This window comes from Aliiroseovarius sp. ABM4_368 (assembly GCF_056161205.1).
In genome coordinates this window covers 418537-433601 of sequence record NZ_JBSWYR010000004.1, presented here as the reverse complement: position 1 = coordinate 433601, position 15065 = coordinate 418537, and the positions used below count along the sequence as shown (strand labels likewise).

Here is a 15065-nt window from a genome sequence, read left to right as displayed (position 1 = left end):
AGTTCTTCGAAGAAAATCGCGCCTTTGGCGCAAATAGCGCAAGGAATGTGATCAAAATTGGAACTTGATAGTGTAGATCGCCGCATCTTGCGGGCGTTGCAGCGCACAGGTCGCATCTCGAACGCTGAACTGTCCGAGAAGGTAAACCTGTCCCCGTCGGCCTGCCATCGGCGTGTGCAGCGGCTCGAGGCCGAGGGTTTCATCAAGAACTACGTTGCCCTTCTGGACGCCCGTAAACTGAAATGCCCTACCACTGTTTTTGTCGAGATCACGCTATCAGGGCAAGCAGACGAGGTGCTGGAAGCGTTCGAGCGCGAGGTCGCACGCGTGCCAGATGTTTTGGAATGCCACCTCATGGCGGGTACGGCGGATTATCTGTTGAAAGTCGTCGCTCAAGACACCGAAGATTTCGCGCGCATCCACCGTCAATATTTGGCACGCTTGCCGGGGGTGCAGGGGATGCAGTCCAGCTTCGCCCTGCGTACGGTGTTCAAAACCACCGCTCTGCCAGTCTGACATATTTCCGCGTCCGCACGCGGAACCACTTATTTTCTTGTCATAAGTACCTCGGGGTGAGCCCCAAAGGGGCGAGGGGCAGCGCCCCTCAGGCTCACAAGGTGAGCCACCGAGGCTTATGCCGCGCGTGCTGACAAAGGCTGTTCTTTCACCGGCAGGTGCACGATGGCCGAGAACGCTCCGATCCCCACACCGATCCACCAGACAAGTGTGTAGTCGCCAAAGGCATCGTACATCCGGCCGCCCAGCCAAACGCCCAAGAAGCTGCCCAGCTGGTGCGAAAAGAAGACGATCCCGTAAAGCGTCCCCATATAGCGCAGACCATAGATATGCGCGACAAGGCCCGAGGTCAGCGGCACCGTCGCCAGCCAGAGCGACCCCATCGCAATCGAGAAAATGATGACCGAAGTCGGCGTGATTGGCATCAGGATGAACAAGGCGGCAACAATCGTGCGCCCGGTATAGATCGCGGCCAGCAGGTACTTCTTCGAATAGGTCTTGCCCAGATAGCCCGCAAACAACGTGCCCGCGATATTCGCCAAACCAATCAGCGAAATCGAAATCGCCCCCAGAGCCGAAGTCGTCGATACGCCCACTGCGGCCAATGTGCCAGAGGGATCAATTGCCCCGCACATCTCGGTCACGAAGGCCGGGAAGTGAGCAGTGATGAACGCCAGCTGATAGCCGCAAGAAAAGAAGCCCAGGAAGATCAGGGTATAGCTGGGGTCCTTGAATGCCTTGATCAGGATCTGGCCCATGCTCTCTTCCAGCTCGGTCTTGCTGGCGGTGGTCTCGGTCTTCATAAGCGGAAGCAGAGCGAGCGTCGTCAGAATGGCGGCGGCAAAGACCACGAAAACGTTCTGCCATATCATGAAGCTTAGCAAGTACTCGGCCAGCGGCGCACCGAAGACCTGACCAGCGGACCCGGCTGCGGTGGCGATGGCCAGCGACATCGAGCGATTCTCGTCGCTCGAGGCACGTCCGACAACCGCCAGGATGACACCAAACCCAGTGCCTGCGATGCCGAAGCCCACCAACACCTCTAGCATCTGATGTGCTTCCGGCGTGACCGCCATCGAGCTTGCGACCAGACCAACGGCATAGATCAGCGCGCCCAAGATGATCGCTTTTCGATCGCCCATCTTCTCGGCAATCGCGCCAAAAATGGGCTGCCCGATGCCCCAAGCAAGGTTCTGGATCGCAATTGCCAGCGAAAATTCTGCACGCGGCCAGTTGAATTCGGTGGCAATCGGGATCTGGAACACGCCAAAGCTGGCCCGGATCGCGAAGCTGATCAGGATGATAAGGCAGCCAGCCACAAGGACCGGGGTGATAAGGGGTGCGCGCGTCTCTGTCATGCGTGCAATGTCAGACAATCGCTGCATTGCGTCAATTCTTGCTTTTTGATGTGCCACTTAACCTTTCTTTATGTAACGCGGCGTTTTATCTGTCGGTCATGGCGAACTTGATCCAAACCTATGATGCCCTTGCCCAATCCGGCGAGATTACCCGAGACCCCGCGCAAGAGGCCTGCCTGCCCGGGCTGGAAGACATTCGCGCGCATTTGGATGCCACGCCCAAGCGCAAGCGCGGTCTTCTGGGCGGATTGTTTCATTCCAAACCAGAAGAAGTGCCGCAGGGGTTGTACCTGTGGGGCGGCGTCGGGCGCGGCAAGTCGATGTTGATGGACCTGTTTGTCGACAGTCTGGAGAATACTGCGGCCCGTCGTGTGCATTTTCATGCCTTCATGCAAGAGGTGCACGAGGGCATGGCCGAGGCGCGCAAATCTGGCGTGGATGATCCACTGGCACCTGTGGCCGCGAGGATTGCGTCAGACGTTAAGCTGTTCGCTTTTGATGAAATGCAGATCACCGATATCACTGACGCGATGATTGTCGGGCGTCTGTTTGAAAAGCTGTTCGAGGCCGGTGTGGTTGTTGTCACCACGTCGAACCGCCACCCAGATGAGCTTTATAAAGACGGGTTGAATCGCCAGCTTTTCCTGCCCTTCATTGCGCTTTTGAAAGATCAGATGGTGGTGCATGAGCTGGTCAGCCCGAACGATTATCGCCAAGATCGATTGGCGGGCGAACAGGTCTTTTTCAGTCCCGCAGATGCCGAGGCGCGTCAGGCGATTGATGCACTATGGAAAGATATGACTGGTGGACAGGCCGAGCCTTTGGCGCTGACTGTAAAGGGGCGCGAGGTCGTGTTGCCTGCCTATCGCAATGGTGCAGCGCGGGCGCGGTTCCATGATCTGTGCGGGGTGATGTTGGGGCCGGGGGACTATCTGGCGGTGGCCAATGCGGTGAAGCTGCTGGTGTTGGAAGACATTCCGCGTCTTAGCCGGCAAAACTTTAACGAAGCTAAGCGGTTCGTTACGCTTGTCGACGCGCTGTACGAAGCCAAGGTGCGTCTTATTGCTTCGGCAGCGGCGATACCAGAAATGCTCTATGTCGAAGGCGAAGGTTCGTTCGAGTTCGAGCGGACGGCAAGCCGCCTGCGCGAGATGCAGGACAAGGACTGGGGACAAGATCCAGAGTGACGGGAAGTTGACGAGGGGCCGCGCGTCTGCGACCCCTCAGGTTTGCACCTGCCTGCCTAACTCGGATAGGGGTCGGAATACCCCGAAGCGCCGCTGGGTTAGGCAAAGAGTCACGATTTTGTTTTTGTGATCACAGGGGCATGGATAATTCTTGCCCCGTGCGAATCACTTTGCCGCCCCGGCGTAATGTACTGCTCGATAAGCCGTCCACTTGGTGCGGACTTTGCCTATAGAATATCCTATTTATAGGCGCTAACCCCTTAAACCGTCAACATTTTACATGGAATCATTGGCGATTCGCGAATCGGGCAAAAAAGTGATTCTTTTCCGGGGTTTGACTCGTGTTCTTGATGCGGATTGGCGTGTCCGCAGAAAATTAATTTTGTGATCACATTTGTGCAAAGCGCTGTTTCAGCCGTTTTCGCGCAGAATTGCACCCGCCAGATACAAGGACCCGCAAATCAGGATACGTGCCTGCGGTTCGGCTTGTGTGATGGTGGTGATCGCGGCCTCGACCGAAGCGGCAGTGGACGCGGTCAATCCGACGTTCGTTGCTTCTTCTGCAGTGGTTTCGGCAGGCAGGGTGTTCGGCTCGTCCGGGATTGACACGGCAATCAGGCTGTCCGCCACGCCCGCCAAGGGGCGCAGATAGCCCTCGATGTCTTTGGTGTTCAGCATTCCGCAGATCAGATGGGTCGGGCGCTTTGACAGGTCGGCCAGAACGGCGGCCAGCATCTCACCGGCTGCCGGGTTGTGGCCGCCATCAAGCCACAGCTCGGCATCTCTGGCGGCATCAATCAGCGGGCCTGTGCGAAGGCGTTGCATCCGCGCGGGCCATGTGACGTCGCGCATGGCTGCTTCGCAGGCGGCCTCATCGAAAGCCAGCACGCGCAGGGCGGCGATAGCGGCACCAGCGTTTTCGATCTGGTGCGGACCGATCAGCGCGGGAAGAGGTAAGTCCAGCAGTCCGTTTTCATCTTGGAAGATCAGACGCCCGCGCTCTTCCCAGAAATGCCAGTGCTGGCCATGCACGAATAAGGGGCAGCCCAGCTTGGTCGCGCGCGCTTCGATCACGTCAAGCGCTTCGTCCTTCTGAGGGCCAACCACGCAAGGCACGCCGCGCTTCAGAATGCCTGCTTTCTCGCCTGCGATTTCAGGCAGGGTTTCACCCAAAAACTGCGTGTGGTCGATCGAGATAGGGGTGATCACGGTCAGCGCGGGTTTGTCGACCACGTTGGTGGCGTCCAGCCGACCGCCCAGACCGGTTTCCAGCAAGGTGAAATCGGCGGGTGTCTCGGCGAAGGCCATCAGGCCTGCGACGGTGGTGATCTCGAAATAGGTGATATTCTCACCGCCATTGGCGACGTAGCATCGGTCCAGCACCGCGGTCAGAGCGTCTTCGGTGATCAGTTCGCCTGCCAGACGGATCCGTTCGTGGAAGCGCGCCAAGTGGGGCGAGGTATAAGCATGCACCGCCTTACCAGCACCCTCAAGCCCCGCGCGGATCATCGCTTGGGTCGATCCTTTGCCATTGGTCCCGGCAAGGTGAATGACCGCCGGCAGCTTGTCTTGCGGGTTGTCCACGGCTTCCAGCAAGCGCCAGACGCGATCGAGTGTCAGATCAATGATCTTCGGATGCAGTGACATCATCCGATCAAGGATGACGTCCGAGCCTTGGGCGCTCACTTTTTGTCGACCGTACTGGCGTCAGCGGACGCTTCTTCGGTCGGTGCGGCTTCTGGTTCTGCTTCAGCTTCCGGCTCTGGTTTGGGCAGGTCACCTTTGACCGCTGGCGGTTGACCCGTCAGCATGCGCAGGATCGTCACAAGTTCATCCTTCATGTCCTTGCGGTGCGTGACCCGGTCCAGCATCCCGTGATCCAGAAGGTATTCAGCGCGCTGGAAGCCTTCGGGCAGTTTTTCGCGGATGGTCTGCTCAATCACGCGCGGACCTGCAAAGCAGATTAAAGCGTTTGGTTCGGCGATATGCACGTCGCCCAGCATCGCGTAAGACGCGGTGACACCACCCGTGGTTGGGTGGGTCAGCACAACGATATAGGGCAGGTTCGCCTCTTTCAGCATTTGCACGGCGACGGTTGTGCGCGGCATTTGCATCAAGCTTAGAATGCCTTCTTGCATACGCGCGCCGCCAGCAGCCGAAAACAGAACCAGCGGGCGTTTCAGAGCAACAGCACGTTCCGCGGCTGCAATGATGGCGTTGCCAACATACATACCCATAGAACCACCCATGAAGCTGAAGTCCTGCGCGGCAGCGACGATGGGCGTGCGGCCGATTTCGCCTTCTGCCACAAGCATCGCTTCGCGTTCGCCCGTGCCTTTGCGGGCGGATTTCATGCGTTCGGGGTATTTCTTTTGATCCTTGAAGTGAAGCGGATCATCAATCGGGGCGGGGACATCGACTTCGGCGAAGATGCCGCCATCAAACAACAGGGAAAAGCGATCACGCGGCGTGATGGCCATATGGTGGTCGCAGTTGGTGCAGACGTTATAGTTTTCGGTGAATTCACGGTGGAACAGCATGGTGCCGCACTCGCTGCATTTGGTCCACAGATTCTCGGGCACCTCACGGCGCGAGAAAAGCGAGTTGATGCGGGGGCGGACGTAGTTCGAGATCCAGTTCATCGCCAGACTTCCTTGTTGCGTTTGGGCATTACCTAGTCTGCCTTGACGGCATTTGCAATTGGCGCCTGACGTTGGGACACGCGCCACCAGATCGCGAAGGCCACCAGAACCAACGTGGTTTGCAGCACCATCGAGACGGTCGTGGTTGCTCCGGTCAAGTCGGCCTCGGCCACGAAAAGGGAAAACCCATCCAGACTTCCCGCGTTCCCCACTAGGACCATCGACATGTTGTTGCCGAAATGCAGCCCAGCAGCTGCGCCGATATTTCCGGTGCGGATTGTCACGAAGCTAAGCACGATGCCAACAACGCTGGTGTGGATGACATAGAAGATGGCGTTCACACCCCATGTGGTGGGGTCGGCGTGCAAAAGCCCGAATGCGACCGAGGGCAGGATCGCCCAGACCCACGCCGACTGAAACCGGGCACGGAGCTGTTGCAGCATATAGCCGCGAAAGACCAGCTCCTCGGCAAAAATCTGGATGAAGATCAGGATCAGCGCGGGTGCAAGGATCAGCAGCCACTCGTCCATTGGCAGGTTGCGTTCAAGCTGGGTTTGATCTTGCGGGGCCACGAAAAGCGGTTCGAGCATTTGCAGAAGGACCGCGGCAAGGCTGATTGCCAGCGCGATCAGAATGCCGATGCGGAACTGCCGCCACAACACCCGGTTTTGTGGGCCGAGCAGGGTCAGGAAGCTGCGTTTGTGCAGAAACCGTACGACCAGCCAAAGGCCTAGATGATAGCCCAAGAAAGTCAGAAAAAAGATGCCGGCATAGGTCGGAGTGCTGCCGTCCAGAATTGCGGCGGGATGCTGCCCGACCAACCAACCCCCTGCCATGAAGATACCGAAGGTGGCCGCAAAAAAGGCCGAATGAATCAGGATGAAGCCAAGAACCGACCGCCAGAATTGGCAATAAGGCAGCGCGGGCGACCAGAAGGAAGGCTGAGGATCGGGCGTCAACGTGAAGGCTCCTGAACTCGTATCGTGTTACTCCCATCACTTTGTCGTGGATCACCGTAAAGGACAATCCGGTTTTCCATGACTTGCCTTGGGGGCTGGTGACTTGCTATCCGATCAAGACAGTGCGGAAAGCCGGGCAGCGATCTAGCAGGTAAAGGGTTGGGTGTGTTGGTGCCAAGTGTAAACGAAACCGAGTTTTTTAAGCGATCCGCGCGTTGGGCGGCTGCGGCGGCGCTGTGTATATCGCTTGCGGCCTGCTTTGGCGGGGTCAAGTCCGAGGACGTGCGCAACAGTCCCATGTTCTCGAAAGAGGCACCTGCCGCGTCTAGCCATTTGGTAAAGAGCCGTTCGGTCATGTCCGAGGCAGTGACGGTTGTCGCACCCGAAGGGTACTGCGTCGATGTCAGCTCGCTTCGGGAACAGGCATCAGGCGCATTTGTGCCGTTTGGAGCCTGCGCCGCGCTGACCCGAAACCCGGCAGATCCCAGTCCAACAAAACCAGCGTTTCTTGCCGCCAGTGTTTCGGAGATGCCTTCGGGGGTTGCGGCATCGGACGCGGATCCCGAGGCTTTGATGTCCCAAGCGCGTACTTTTCTGGAAAGCAGGGCGGGGCGGGCGGCACTTAGCCGGTCGGGGAACGCGGAAACGGTGACGGTTCTGGATCTGAAAACCGCGTCGGGCATGGTGAAAGTTTTGACGCGTGACAGTTCCGATAGTCGACCGGAAAGCCTGTCCGACACCACATGGCGCGCTTTTGTGCCGATTGGCGACAAGCTGATCGTCGCGAGTGTGACCGGTTTCGAAGACAATCCGATCAGCAAGCGCAATGGCTTGATAAAATTGGATAATTTCGTCTCCGCGATTCAAGGCGCCAATCGGTAAGGCGTTGACGTACAGTGGGTTTTCGCAAATTGCGAAATCAAGGAAATTCTGATTAAGTGCAGCAAACCTGACACCTGATCACCACCAGAACGGGCAGTACAACTGAAATGCAAAACTGGTTCACCACGCTTTCGGATCGTCTGATGGACCGCAGAGCCTTGCGGCGTTGGTCTCGTGTTGCGCGGGATGCGAGCGGGGTAGATACCCCTACATTGCGGCAATTGCGGGTGCGGGCGCGTGAATTGCGACAGAAGTTGGATCAGGTGCTGTTCACCGCCGACAGTCGCTTGGCGCTGCCACTGCTGGGATCTAATACCATCAAAAAGCCGCTTCATTCGGATTGGTCCCATCGGCCGCAGGCGTGGCGCGGCCCGTTGGAGCGGGCGGGTGCGGCCTCGATCCGAAATGGGATGACTTTCGGGAATGAAGTGAAACTGTTCCACGATTGTCCCTTGTCCGAGATGGCTGTTCGGCAAGTGCGCAACACGCGCGAATCCGATTTGGCGCCGTTTGGCATTACGCTCGAAGTATTTGGCTTCGAGGGGTCGTTCCTGTCGATGGCGATCGAGCTTCCAGACAACGCCACAGACGGGTTGCACCGAAACAACATCGTCCGCCTTTCTGTGTCGTCGGAAGTCGAGCAACCCATCGACGTCTTTGCACGTTTGAACATTCAATACGGCCCGAACCATGAACAATTGCCCAACAGGCAAACTCTTGGAAACGGCGTGACCGAGTTTGACTTTGATCTGGCCTATTCCAGCATGAACGAAAAGCGTGTTCAGAAAATGTGGGTGGATCTGGTGTTTGGGCATCCTGAATTGAATCGGGTGGCATTGCGCGATCTGACGCTGTGCCGCTATCCCCGGGCCGAGATCTAAGGCTTACACCGAGAAGGAGCTGTCATGGCTGATATTACACTCGAGAAAGCCCGCATTCATGCAGGCATCTGGGAAGGCGTCCTGACTGTGCAGGTCGATGACGCGCCGGTGCTTGAGGTGACGCATCTGGGGCAAGTGATCTCGGGGGTTGAGGTGGCCGCGCTGGAAGGCAAGTCTGGTCAGTTCGGCGTTCGTGTTCCCATCCCGGCCGAGCTTCTGAGCGATGGTGTTCAGACCTTTGTTATTCAGGACAAGGCCACCGGAAATACGCTGGAGAGTTTCGTGATCATCACGGGCGAACCGCTTCAGGCGGACATTCGCGCCGAAATGGACCTGTTACGATCCGAGTTGGAGATGCTGAAACGGGCCTTCCGTCGGCATCTGCGGGATGGCGACGAGGCATGACCGCAATCCTCGTCAGTGCATGTCTGCTGGGGCAGAAAGTACGCTATGACGGGGCGGCGAAAACGCTGGCGGACGAGCGGTTAAACCAATGGGCACGGAATGGCTGGTTGCATCCGATCTGTCCCGAACTTCTGGGTGGTCTGCCTGTGCCCCGCCTTCCGGCCGAGATTGAACCGGGCCATGATGGGACATCAGTTTTGTCCGGGCACGGCCGAATTCTGGATCTACATGGAGCGGATGTAACGGCCCCGTTTTTACAAGGGGCCGAGATTGCGGTGGCTGAAGCCCAAAAACACGGATGCAAATACGCTCTGCTGACCGAAGCAAGCCCGTCTTGCGGGTCGCGTGTGATCTATAGCGGTCATCACGACGGGGTTCGACGTGCCGGAATGGGCGTTGTGACAGCGGCGCTGACGCAGGCCGGGGTACAAGTGTTTTCCCCCGAGCGGATCGAAGAATTGGCGGCTGAGCTTGAGGATACTTCTTCCTAATTTACGCAGCGTTTCAGGTGACTCTGCTTTACGTGCACGTCAATATTTTGGGAAACAGGCAGCCCGAGGACCGCTATGACCCGCTACCCACATCTTCTTGCCCCGCTCGACCTTGGTTTTACTACGCTGAAGAACCGTGTCCTGATGGGCTCCATGCACACCGGATTGGAAGAGCGCGGCGATTGGAACCGCGTGGCCGAGTTCTATGCGACCCGCGCGCGCGGTGGGGCCGCCTTGATCGTGACGGGTGGCATGTCTCCGAATGAAGAAGGCGGAGTGTTTCCGGGCGCAGCTGGCTTGTTCTCGGAAGAAGATATCGCCAATCACAAGACGGTCACGGATCGGGTGCACGCAGAAGGCGGTAAGATTGCGATGCAGATCCTGCACGCGGGGCGTTATGCCTATGGGCCGAACTGCGTGTCGGCCAGCCCCGTGAAGTCCCCAATCTCGCCCTTCCCACCGAAAGAGCTGGACGAAGACGGCATCCAGAAACAGATCGCAGATTTCGCCACCGCTGCCGCTCGCGCGAAGCAAGCAGGTTATGACGGGGTCGAGGTCATGGGGTCCGAAGGCTATTTCCTGAACCAGTTCCTTGTGACGCACACCAACAAACGGGAAGATCGCTGGGGTGGGGCCTATGAAAACCGGATGCGCCTGCCGATTGAAGTTGTGAAAGCTGTACGTGCCGCTGTTGGGCCTGACTTCATCATCATCTATCGCCTGTCGATGATCGATCTTGTCCCGAACGGATCCACCTTTGACGAGGTTGTGCAACTGGCCAAGGAAATCGAAGCAGCGGGCGCGACGATTATCAACACCGGCATTGGCTGGCACGAGGCGCGGATCCCGACCATAGCCACGTCGGTCCCGCGCGCAGCGTTCACTTGGGTGACGAAAAAGCTGATGGGGCAGGTGTCGATCCCTATCATCACGTCGAACCGGATCAACACGCCAGATGTGGGCGAAGACGTGCTGGCAGGCGGAGCAGCCGACATGGTGTCGATGGCGCGGCCCTTCCTTGCTGACCCGGATTTTGTAGTGAAAGCTGCCGAAGGTCGCGCGGGCGACATCGCGCCATGCATCGCCTGTAACCAAGCCTGTTTGGACCATACGTTTGGCGGCAAGATCTCGACCTGTCTGGTGAACCCGCGTGCGTGCTACGAGACCGAGCTGAGCTATGACTTGACCGACACACCGAAATCCATCGCGATCGTCGGCGCTGGGCCAGCTGGGCTGGCGACTGCATTGGTCGCGGACGAACGCGGCCACAAAGTGACGCTGTTTGACCGCGCCGATCAGGTGGGTGGGCAGCTGAACATGGCCAAGAAGATCCCCGGCAAGGAAGAATTCATTGGTCTGGTCGATTGGTATGACCGCATGGTTCGTGCCTCGGACATTGACCTGCAATTGGGGCGCGAGGTGTCTGCCGACGATCTGACCGGCTTTGACGAGGTAGTGATCGCCACAGGCGTCACGCCACGTGATCCGCAGATTGTCGGGCAGGAGGGCGCGAACGTGCTGTCCTATATTGATGTGCTGCGCCATGAGGTGCCAGTGGGTCAAAACGTGGCCATCATTGGCGCGGGCGGCATTGGCTTTGATGTGGCTGAATATTTGACACAGGCCGGGGAAAGCCCGACCGAGAACCTTGAGGAATGGTTGGCCGAATGGGGCGTTACCGATCCCGGTAAGGCACGGGGCGGTCTGTCGCCTGACGGGCCGAAACCAGAAGCACCTGCGCGTCAGGTCGTGCTGTTGCAACGCAAGGCGCAGGCGCTGGGCAAAGGTCTGGGCAAGACCACCGGTTGGATCCACCGCGCGACGCTGAAAATGAAAGGCGTCGAGATGCAGGGCGGCGTGAATTACGAGAGCATCTCGGACGAAGGGCTGATGGTCAGTTCGGGCGAGGCGCGCGAAAACCCGCGCGTGATCGCAGCGGACAACATTATCCTCTGCGCCGGTCAGGTGCCGGAGCGTTCGGTTTTCGACCAATTGGCCGAGAAAGGCATCACCGCGCACCTGATTGGTGGCGCAGATGTCGCAGCCGAGCTTGACGCCAAGCGCGCCATCGACCAAGGATCGCGACTGGCGGCCTCGTTGTAATCTGGCAGGGGCCTTGTTGAGGGCCCTATGCTTTTTATATCGATCTTTCTGGGGCTTCTGCCCAGCTTCCTTCTGATAGGGCTGGGTGGGCTGGTCCGTGGGCGTCTGTCGGATAACGCGTGGCAGGGACTGGATCGTCTGAATTTCGAGATCCTGTTCCCCGCACTTCTTTTCGTGGCCGCTGCTAGCCGTCCGATCGAAATTTCGCAGGTCATCACAATGGCCCCTGTGGTCTGGGCGATTTTGGGCGTTGGTTTGGCGCTGGGTTGGCTGACGCGCCGCTTTGGGCCCGAGCGCTTTCTGGATTTTGCTGGTGCGTGGCAAGTCACTTGGCGCTTTAACACGGCGCTGGGTCTGGTCGCGGTGCCGCTGTTGCAGAACGGTGGGTTGGGGGAAATGGCTGTGGCGGTCGGCATGGGTGTCCCCGTCGCCAACCTGTTCGCCGTCAGTGCCTTGTCGCGCGGTGGAGCAATGGGGCTGAAACAGACCCTAGTGAAAATCGCCTTGAATCCATTCCTGCTGGCCAGCCTGTCGGGCTTGTGCGTTGGGCTTCTGAAACTCCAGATCCCGCAACCGATCATGGCCCCGCTTGATTTGCTGGCAAAGGCCGCTATTCCGATTGCCCTTTTGTCCATCGGGGCAACGATGGACTGGAAAGCCCTGGCGCGATTGGACCGTTTCAGCGCCGCGATTGCCTCTATCAAACTGGTCGCCCTGCCGGGTTTCGCGCTGGCTTGTGGCGTTGTTCTGGGGCTGGCGCCTGGAATCGCCTCGGTCCTTGTGGTGTTCGCTGCCCTGCCCACGGCCTCGGCCGCGCATGTTCTGGCGTCTGCGTTTGGGGCGGATCGCAGACTTGTTGCCACATTGATTGCACAAACAACGCTGCTTTCAGCGCTAACCTTGCCTCTATGGGTTACCATCGCCGAGGTTGTGTTTGCGCTGCGCTAGGGGCCAGAATCAGAACAAAATCTGACGCTCCCACCCTTCAAAAAGCGGCCGGGCTGTTCGTCTTACGGTTGCGAACGGTCCAATTCGCACAAGTTTTCAGCGTTTCCAAATTGTGAACATAAGCCGAATTACCCCCTTAATGTCGGCGGGTCTTCACAGTCTTGCCCCAATTTGCCGCGATACCAAAGAGGTTGCGAAGACGTTTAGAGAGTTGAAGATGGATCGATTGACCGAAATGGAAGCATTTGCGACCGTTGTGGACCAAGGGGGGTTCACGGACGCTGCGAAGAAGATGGGGATCTCGAAATCCGCGGTCTCGAAGCATGTTTCAAGCCTAGAAGCCCGTTTGGGCGCGCGTCTTCTAAACCGAACAACCCGTCGGGTCAGCCCGACCGAGATCGGCTTGGCCTATTACGACCGCGCGCGTCGCGTGTTGAACGATGCAGGCGAGGCTGATGCGCTGGTCACATCCATGCAGTCGGCCCCCGCAGGGATGCTGCGGATATCCGTTGCGACAGATTTCGGAGTTAACCACCTTAGCCCTGTTCTGGGTGAATTCCTGAAAGACTATCCCGAGGTCAACGTGACCATGGAGCTGGCAAACCGATATGTCGAACTGATTTCGGAAGGGTTTGATATGGCGATCCGCGTGGGCGAGCTGGAAGACAGCTCTCTTCGTGCGCGTAAGATCTCAGAAACCACGCGTCGGATGGTCGGAAGCCCTGCATATTTTGAACGCTATGGGCGCCCCAAACGGATCGACGATCTGAACGAACACAAGCTTCTGCATTACTCCAGCCAAAGCTCGGGCAATGTGTGGAAGATCCCAGCCCCTTCAGGAGAGCTTCGGCAGGTCCGTTCGGCTGGGTGGCTCAGCGTTAATGACGGTCAGTCGCTTTTGAACGCGGCAATTTCCGGCCTGGGCATCGCGTATCTGCCCAGTTTTCTTTACGCCGATGCGCTTGAACAAGGTCTGGTCGAGGATGCAATCCCCGATCTGCCCGCAGATTTGCAGGGGATTTATGCGGTCTATCCTCCCGGTCGCTTTACCCAGCCAAAAGTGCGGGCATTCATAGACTTCCTGGTGCAAGCCTTTGCAAACAAAGGGCCAGACGCCTGGTAGAGGAAGAGCAGTACGAAGAGAAGAGAACTTGCGGCGGGATCATCCCGCCGCCTTTTTTTGTGGGGCACTATTCAGTGTTCAGCAGCACCGCTTCCACGCGCCGGTTTAGATCCCGCCCTTCGGCGCTCGCGTTTCCGGCCAGCGGCGACAGATAGCCAACACCATCGGCAGATAGTTGTCCCGCATCCACACCATAGCTGTCAATCAGCCGTTTCATCACTGACGTTGCGCGTTTACGGGACAGGGCGACGTTGCCGTCCAGACTGCCCTCGGCGTCAGTATGGCCGACCAGTACGATCCGGCGGCTGGGGTCTGCGGTCAGAAAGCTGGCGAGCTCGGACAGCGCAGCAACGTCACCGTCGGCCAATTCGGACGATCCTGTGGCAAAGGTCAGGCCCGACAAAACGACATGCCCAACCGAGGTCAGCTGAACGTCCAACGGCCCTGACGATGTTGGCGCAGTGATGGGCAAGGCTTGGGTGGGTGTCAGCGTTGGCGTATCGTCCTTGGACGGCGCGACGAAGGTTAGCTCGAAAAAAGCATCCTGTGCGCTTTGACTGACCAGAACTTGTGCGAAGCTGTCCCCTTTGCGGGCGCTTAGAAAGTGGTAGTCCCCCAGGTCGACAAACATGTCAGGTGCCCGGAAATGTCCGATCTGAAAGCGGAAATCAAAGCCGCCGCAAGACACCGCCTGACACTGAAACAGGATTTCATAGCCATCTTGGGCCAACTGTTCACGCAGGGATGTCAGGATTTGATAGCTGCCCGTTGATTGCCCCGGCACGCGCCATGCCTGCCGGTCTACGTGACCCACGGCTGTGATCGCGGGGGCGACGCCACCGTCAAAACGGCTGGTGGCGATTTCAGCCTGCCCAGTGTCCGAGCTTTCCGCCTGAAGTTCGGCGCCTGCGGGAAGATCAAGCGCCTGCGCGCCGAGGGGCAGCATGGCGCTGAAACAGGCAATGGCAATCAGGCGGTGGGATAGGTTCATCGGCTTTGGGCGTGGTATTCGTCGTTCGGTTTCATCCCCACGGCCGAGGCCATGCGGTTGGACATGGAAAAGAAGCCGACGGTCGCGGCAATGTCCCAAATATCGTGATCCGAGAAGCCAACATCGCGCAATGCTTGGCGGTCGGCTTCGGATGTTTCGGAAGACGCTTTCGTGATCTTTTCCGAAAACGCCAGCATTGCGGTCTGGCGGGCATCCAAATCCGCTGCGCGCCAATTCATAACCATCGCTTCGCCCAGTTGGGGATCGCCGGACAACTGCCGCACCGCAGCGCCATGGGCAACCTGACAATACCAGCACCGATTGATCGAGCTAACGACCACCGCGATCATCTCGCGCTCTAGCTTGGACAATCCGCTGTCGCCAAGCATCAGGTCGTTATACATGTCCATAAACGGGCGCAGCTTGGCCATGTCGAACGCATAGGCTTTCAGCACATTCGGGACGAGCCCCAGCTTCTCATCGCAGATGTCGAAATACTTCTGAATGTCCTCGGGCAGAGGATCGACCATAGGCAGATTGAGCTTGGTCACTTTGTCCGTTTTGTGTGCCATGGTTCCT

The 15065-nt window shown here is 58.2% G+C and carries 15 protein-coding genes; 9 read left to right on the top strand and 6 right to left on the bottom strand.

Features of this window, described 5'->3' with window-relative positions:
• The first annotated feature begins 57 nt into the window (after nt 1–57).
• Nucleotides 58–516, top strand: a complete 459-nt coding sequence (locus ACXAH3_RS14135) for an Lrp/AsnC family transcriptional regulator (protein WP_474862734.1) — start codon at nt 58–60, stop codon at nt 514–516.
• Nucleotides 517–632: 116 nt separating this feature from the next.
• Here the strand turns inward: ACXAH3_RS14135 and ACXAH3_RS14130 are convergent, their stop codons facing one another.
• Nucleotides 633–1874, bottom strand: coding sequence for an MFS transporter (locus ACXAH3_RS14130; RefSeq protein ID WP_474862783.1), 1242 nt, complete (start codon nt 1872–1874; stop codon nt 633–635).
• A gap of 98 nt (nt 1875–1972) precedes the next feature.
• On the opposite strand from ACXAH3_RS14130, the gene zapE reads away from it, so the two are divergent.
• Nucleotides 1973–3061, top strand: coding sequence for a cell division protein ZapE (gene zapE / locus ACXAH3_RS14125; protein WP_474862733.1), 1089 nt, complete (start codon nt 1973–1975; stop codon nt 3059–3061).
• A gap of 411 nt (nt 3062–3472) precedes the next feature.
• Here the strand turns inward: zapE and ACXAH3_RS14120 are convergent, their stop codons facing one another.
• Genes ACXAH3_RS14120 through ACXAH3_RS14110 form a run of 3 tightly spaced genes read right to left on the bottom strand, consistent with a single transcriptional unit; the run spans nt 3473 to nt 6662 of the window.
• Complete coding sequence (locus tag ACXAH3_RS14120; protein ID WP_474862732.1) at nt 3473–4747, bottom strand: bifunctional folylpolyglutamate synthase/dihydrofolate synthase; 1275 nt, start codon at nt 4745–4747, stop codon at nt 3473–3475.
• Nucleotides 4744–5703, bottom strand: a complete 960-nt coding sequence (gene accD, locus ACXAH3_RS14115; RefSeq protein ID WP_474862731.1) for an acetyl-CoA carboxylase, carboxyltransferase subunit beta — start codon at nt 5701–5703, stop codon at nt 4744–4746. Before accD ends, ACXAH3_RS14120 begins: the two co-directional genes overlap by 4 nt.
• 32 nt (nt 5704–5735) lie before the next feature.
• Entirely contained in the window at nt 5736–6662 is a 927-nt protein-coding gene (locus tag ACXAH3_RS14110; RefSeq protein ID WP_474862730.1) for a lysostaphin resistance A-like protein, read from the bottom strand.
• Nucleotides 6663–6833: 171 nt separating this feature from the next.
• On the opposite strand from ACXAH3_RS14110, the gene ACXAH3_RS14105 reads away from it, so the two are divergent.
• The 7 genes from ACXAH3_RS14105 to ACXAH3_RS14075 all read left to right on the top strand — a co-directional run bounded on the left by ACXAH3_RS14105 (nt 6834) and on the right by ACXAH3_RS14075 (nt 13495).
• Nucleotides 6834–7544 (top strand): hypothetical protein, encoded by a 711-nt coding sequence (locus ACXAH3_RS14105; RefSeq protein WP_474862729.1) that lies wholly within the window; start codon nt 6834–6836, stop codon nt 7542–7544.
• A 107-nt stretch (nt 7545–7651) separates the two neighbouring features.
• Nucleotides 7652–8425, top strand: coding sequence for a DUF6478 family protein (locus ACXAH3_RS14100; RefSeq protein WP_474862728.1), 774 nt, complete (start codon nt 7652–7654; stop codon nt 8423–8425).
• A 24-nt stretch (nt 8426–8449) separates the two neighbouring features.
• The gene (locus tag ACXAH3_RS14095; RefSeq protein WP_474862727.1) at nt 8450–8830 is read left to right on the top strand and encodes a hypothetical protein; all 381 of its coding nucleotides are present in this window, start codon (nt 8450–8452) and stop codon (nt 8828–8830) included.
• Nucleotides 8827–9321, top strand: coding sequence for a 2-thiouracil desulfurase family protein (locus ACXAH3_RS14090; RefSeq protein ID WP_474862726.1), 495 nt, complete (start codon nt 8827–8829; stop codon nt 9319–9321). The genes ACXAH3_RS14095 and ACXAH3_RS14090 overlap by 4 nt, the downstream gene beginning before the upstream one ends.
• 75 nt (nt 9322–9396) lie before the next feature.
• Nucleotides 9397–11424: a 2,4-dienoyl-CoA reductase FMN-binding domain-containing protein gene (locus ACXAH3_RS14085; RefSeq protein ID WP_474862725.1), complete on the top strand. Its 2028-nt coding sequence runs from the start codon at nt 9397–9399 to the stop codon at nt 11422–11424.
• 27 nt (nt 11425–11451) lie between these two features.
• Nucleotides 11452–12372: an AEC family transporter gene (locus ACXAH3_RS14080; RefSeq protein ID WP_474862724.1), complete on the top strand. Its 921-nt coding sequence runs from the start codon at nt 11452–11454 to the stop codon at nt 12370–12372.
• Nucleotides 12373–12589: 217 nt separating this feature from the next.
• Nucleotides 12590–13495 carry a LysR family transcriptional regulator gene (locus tag ACXAH3_RS14075; RefSeq protein WP_474862723.1) on the top strand — a complete coding sequence of 302 codons (906 nt, stop codon included), beginning with the start codon at nt 12590–12592 and terminating at the stop codon, nt 13493–13495.
• 67 nt (nt 13496–13562) lie between these two features.
• Here ACXAH3_RS14075 and ACXAH3_RS14070 read toward each other — a convergent pair whose 3' ends face one another.
• The gene (locus ACXAH3_RS14070; protein ID WP_474862722.1) at nt 13563–14486 is read right to left on the bottom strand and encodes an OmpA family protein; all 924 of its coding nucleotides are present in this window, start codon (nt 14484–14486) and stop codon (nt 13563–13565) included.
• Complete coding sequence (locus ACXAH3_RS14065; protein WP_474862721.1) at nt 14483–15058, bottom strand: peroxidase-related enzyme; 576 nt, start codon at nt 15056–15058, stop codon at nt 14483–14485. The genes ACXAH3_RS14070 and ACXAH3_RS14065 overlap by 4 nt, the downstream gene beginning before the upstream one ends.
• Nucleotides 15059–15065: the final 7 nt, after the last annotated feature.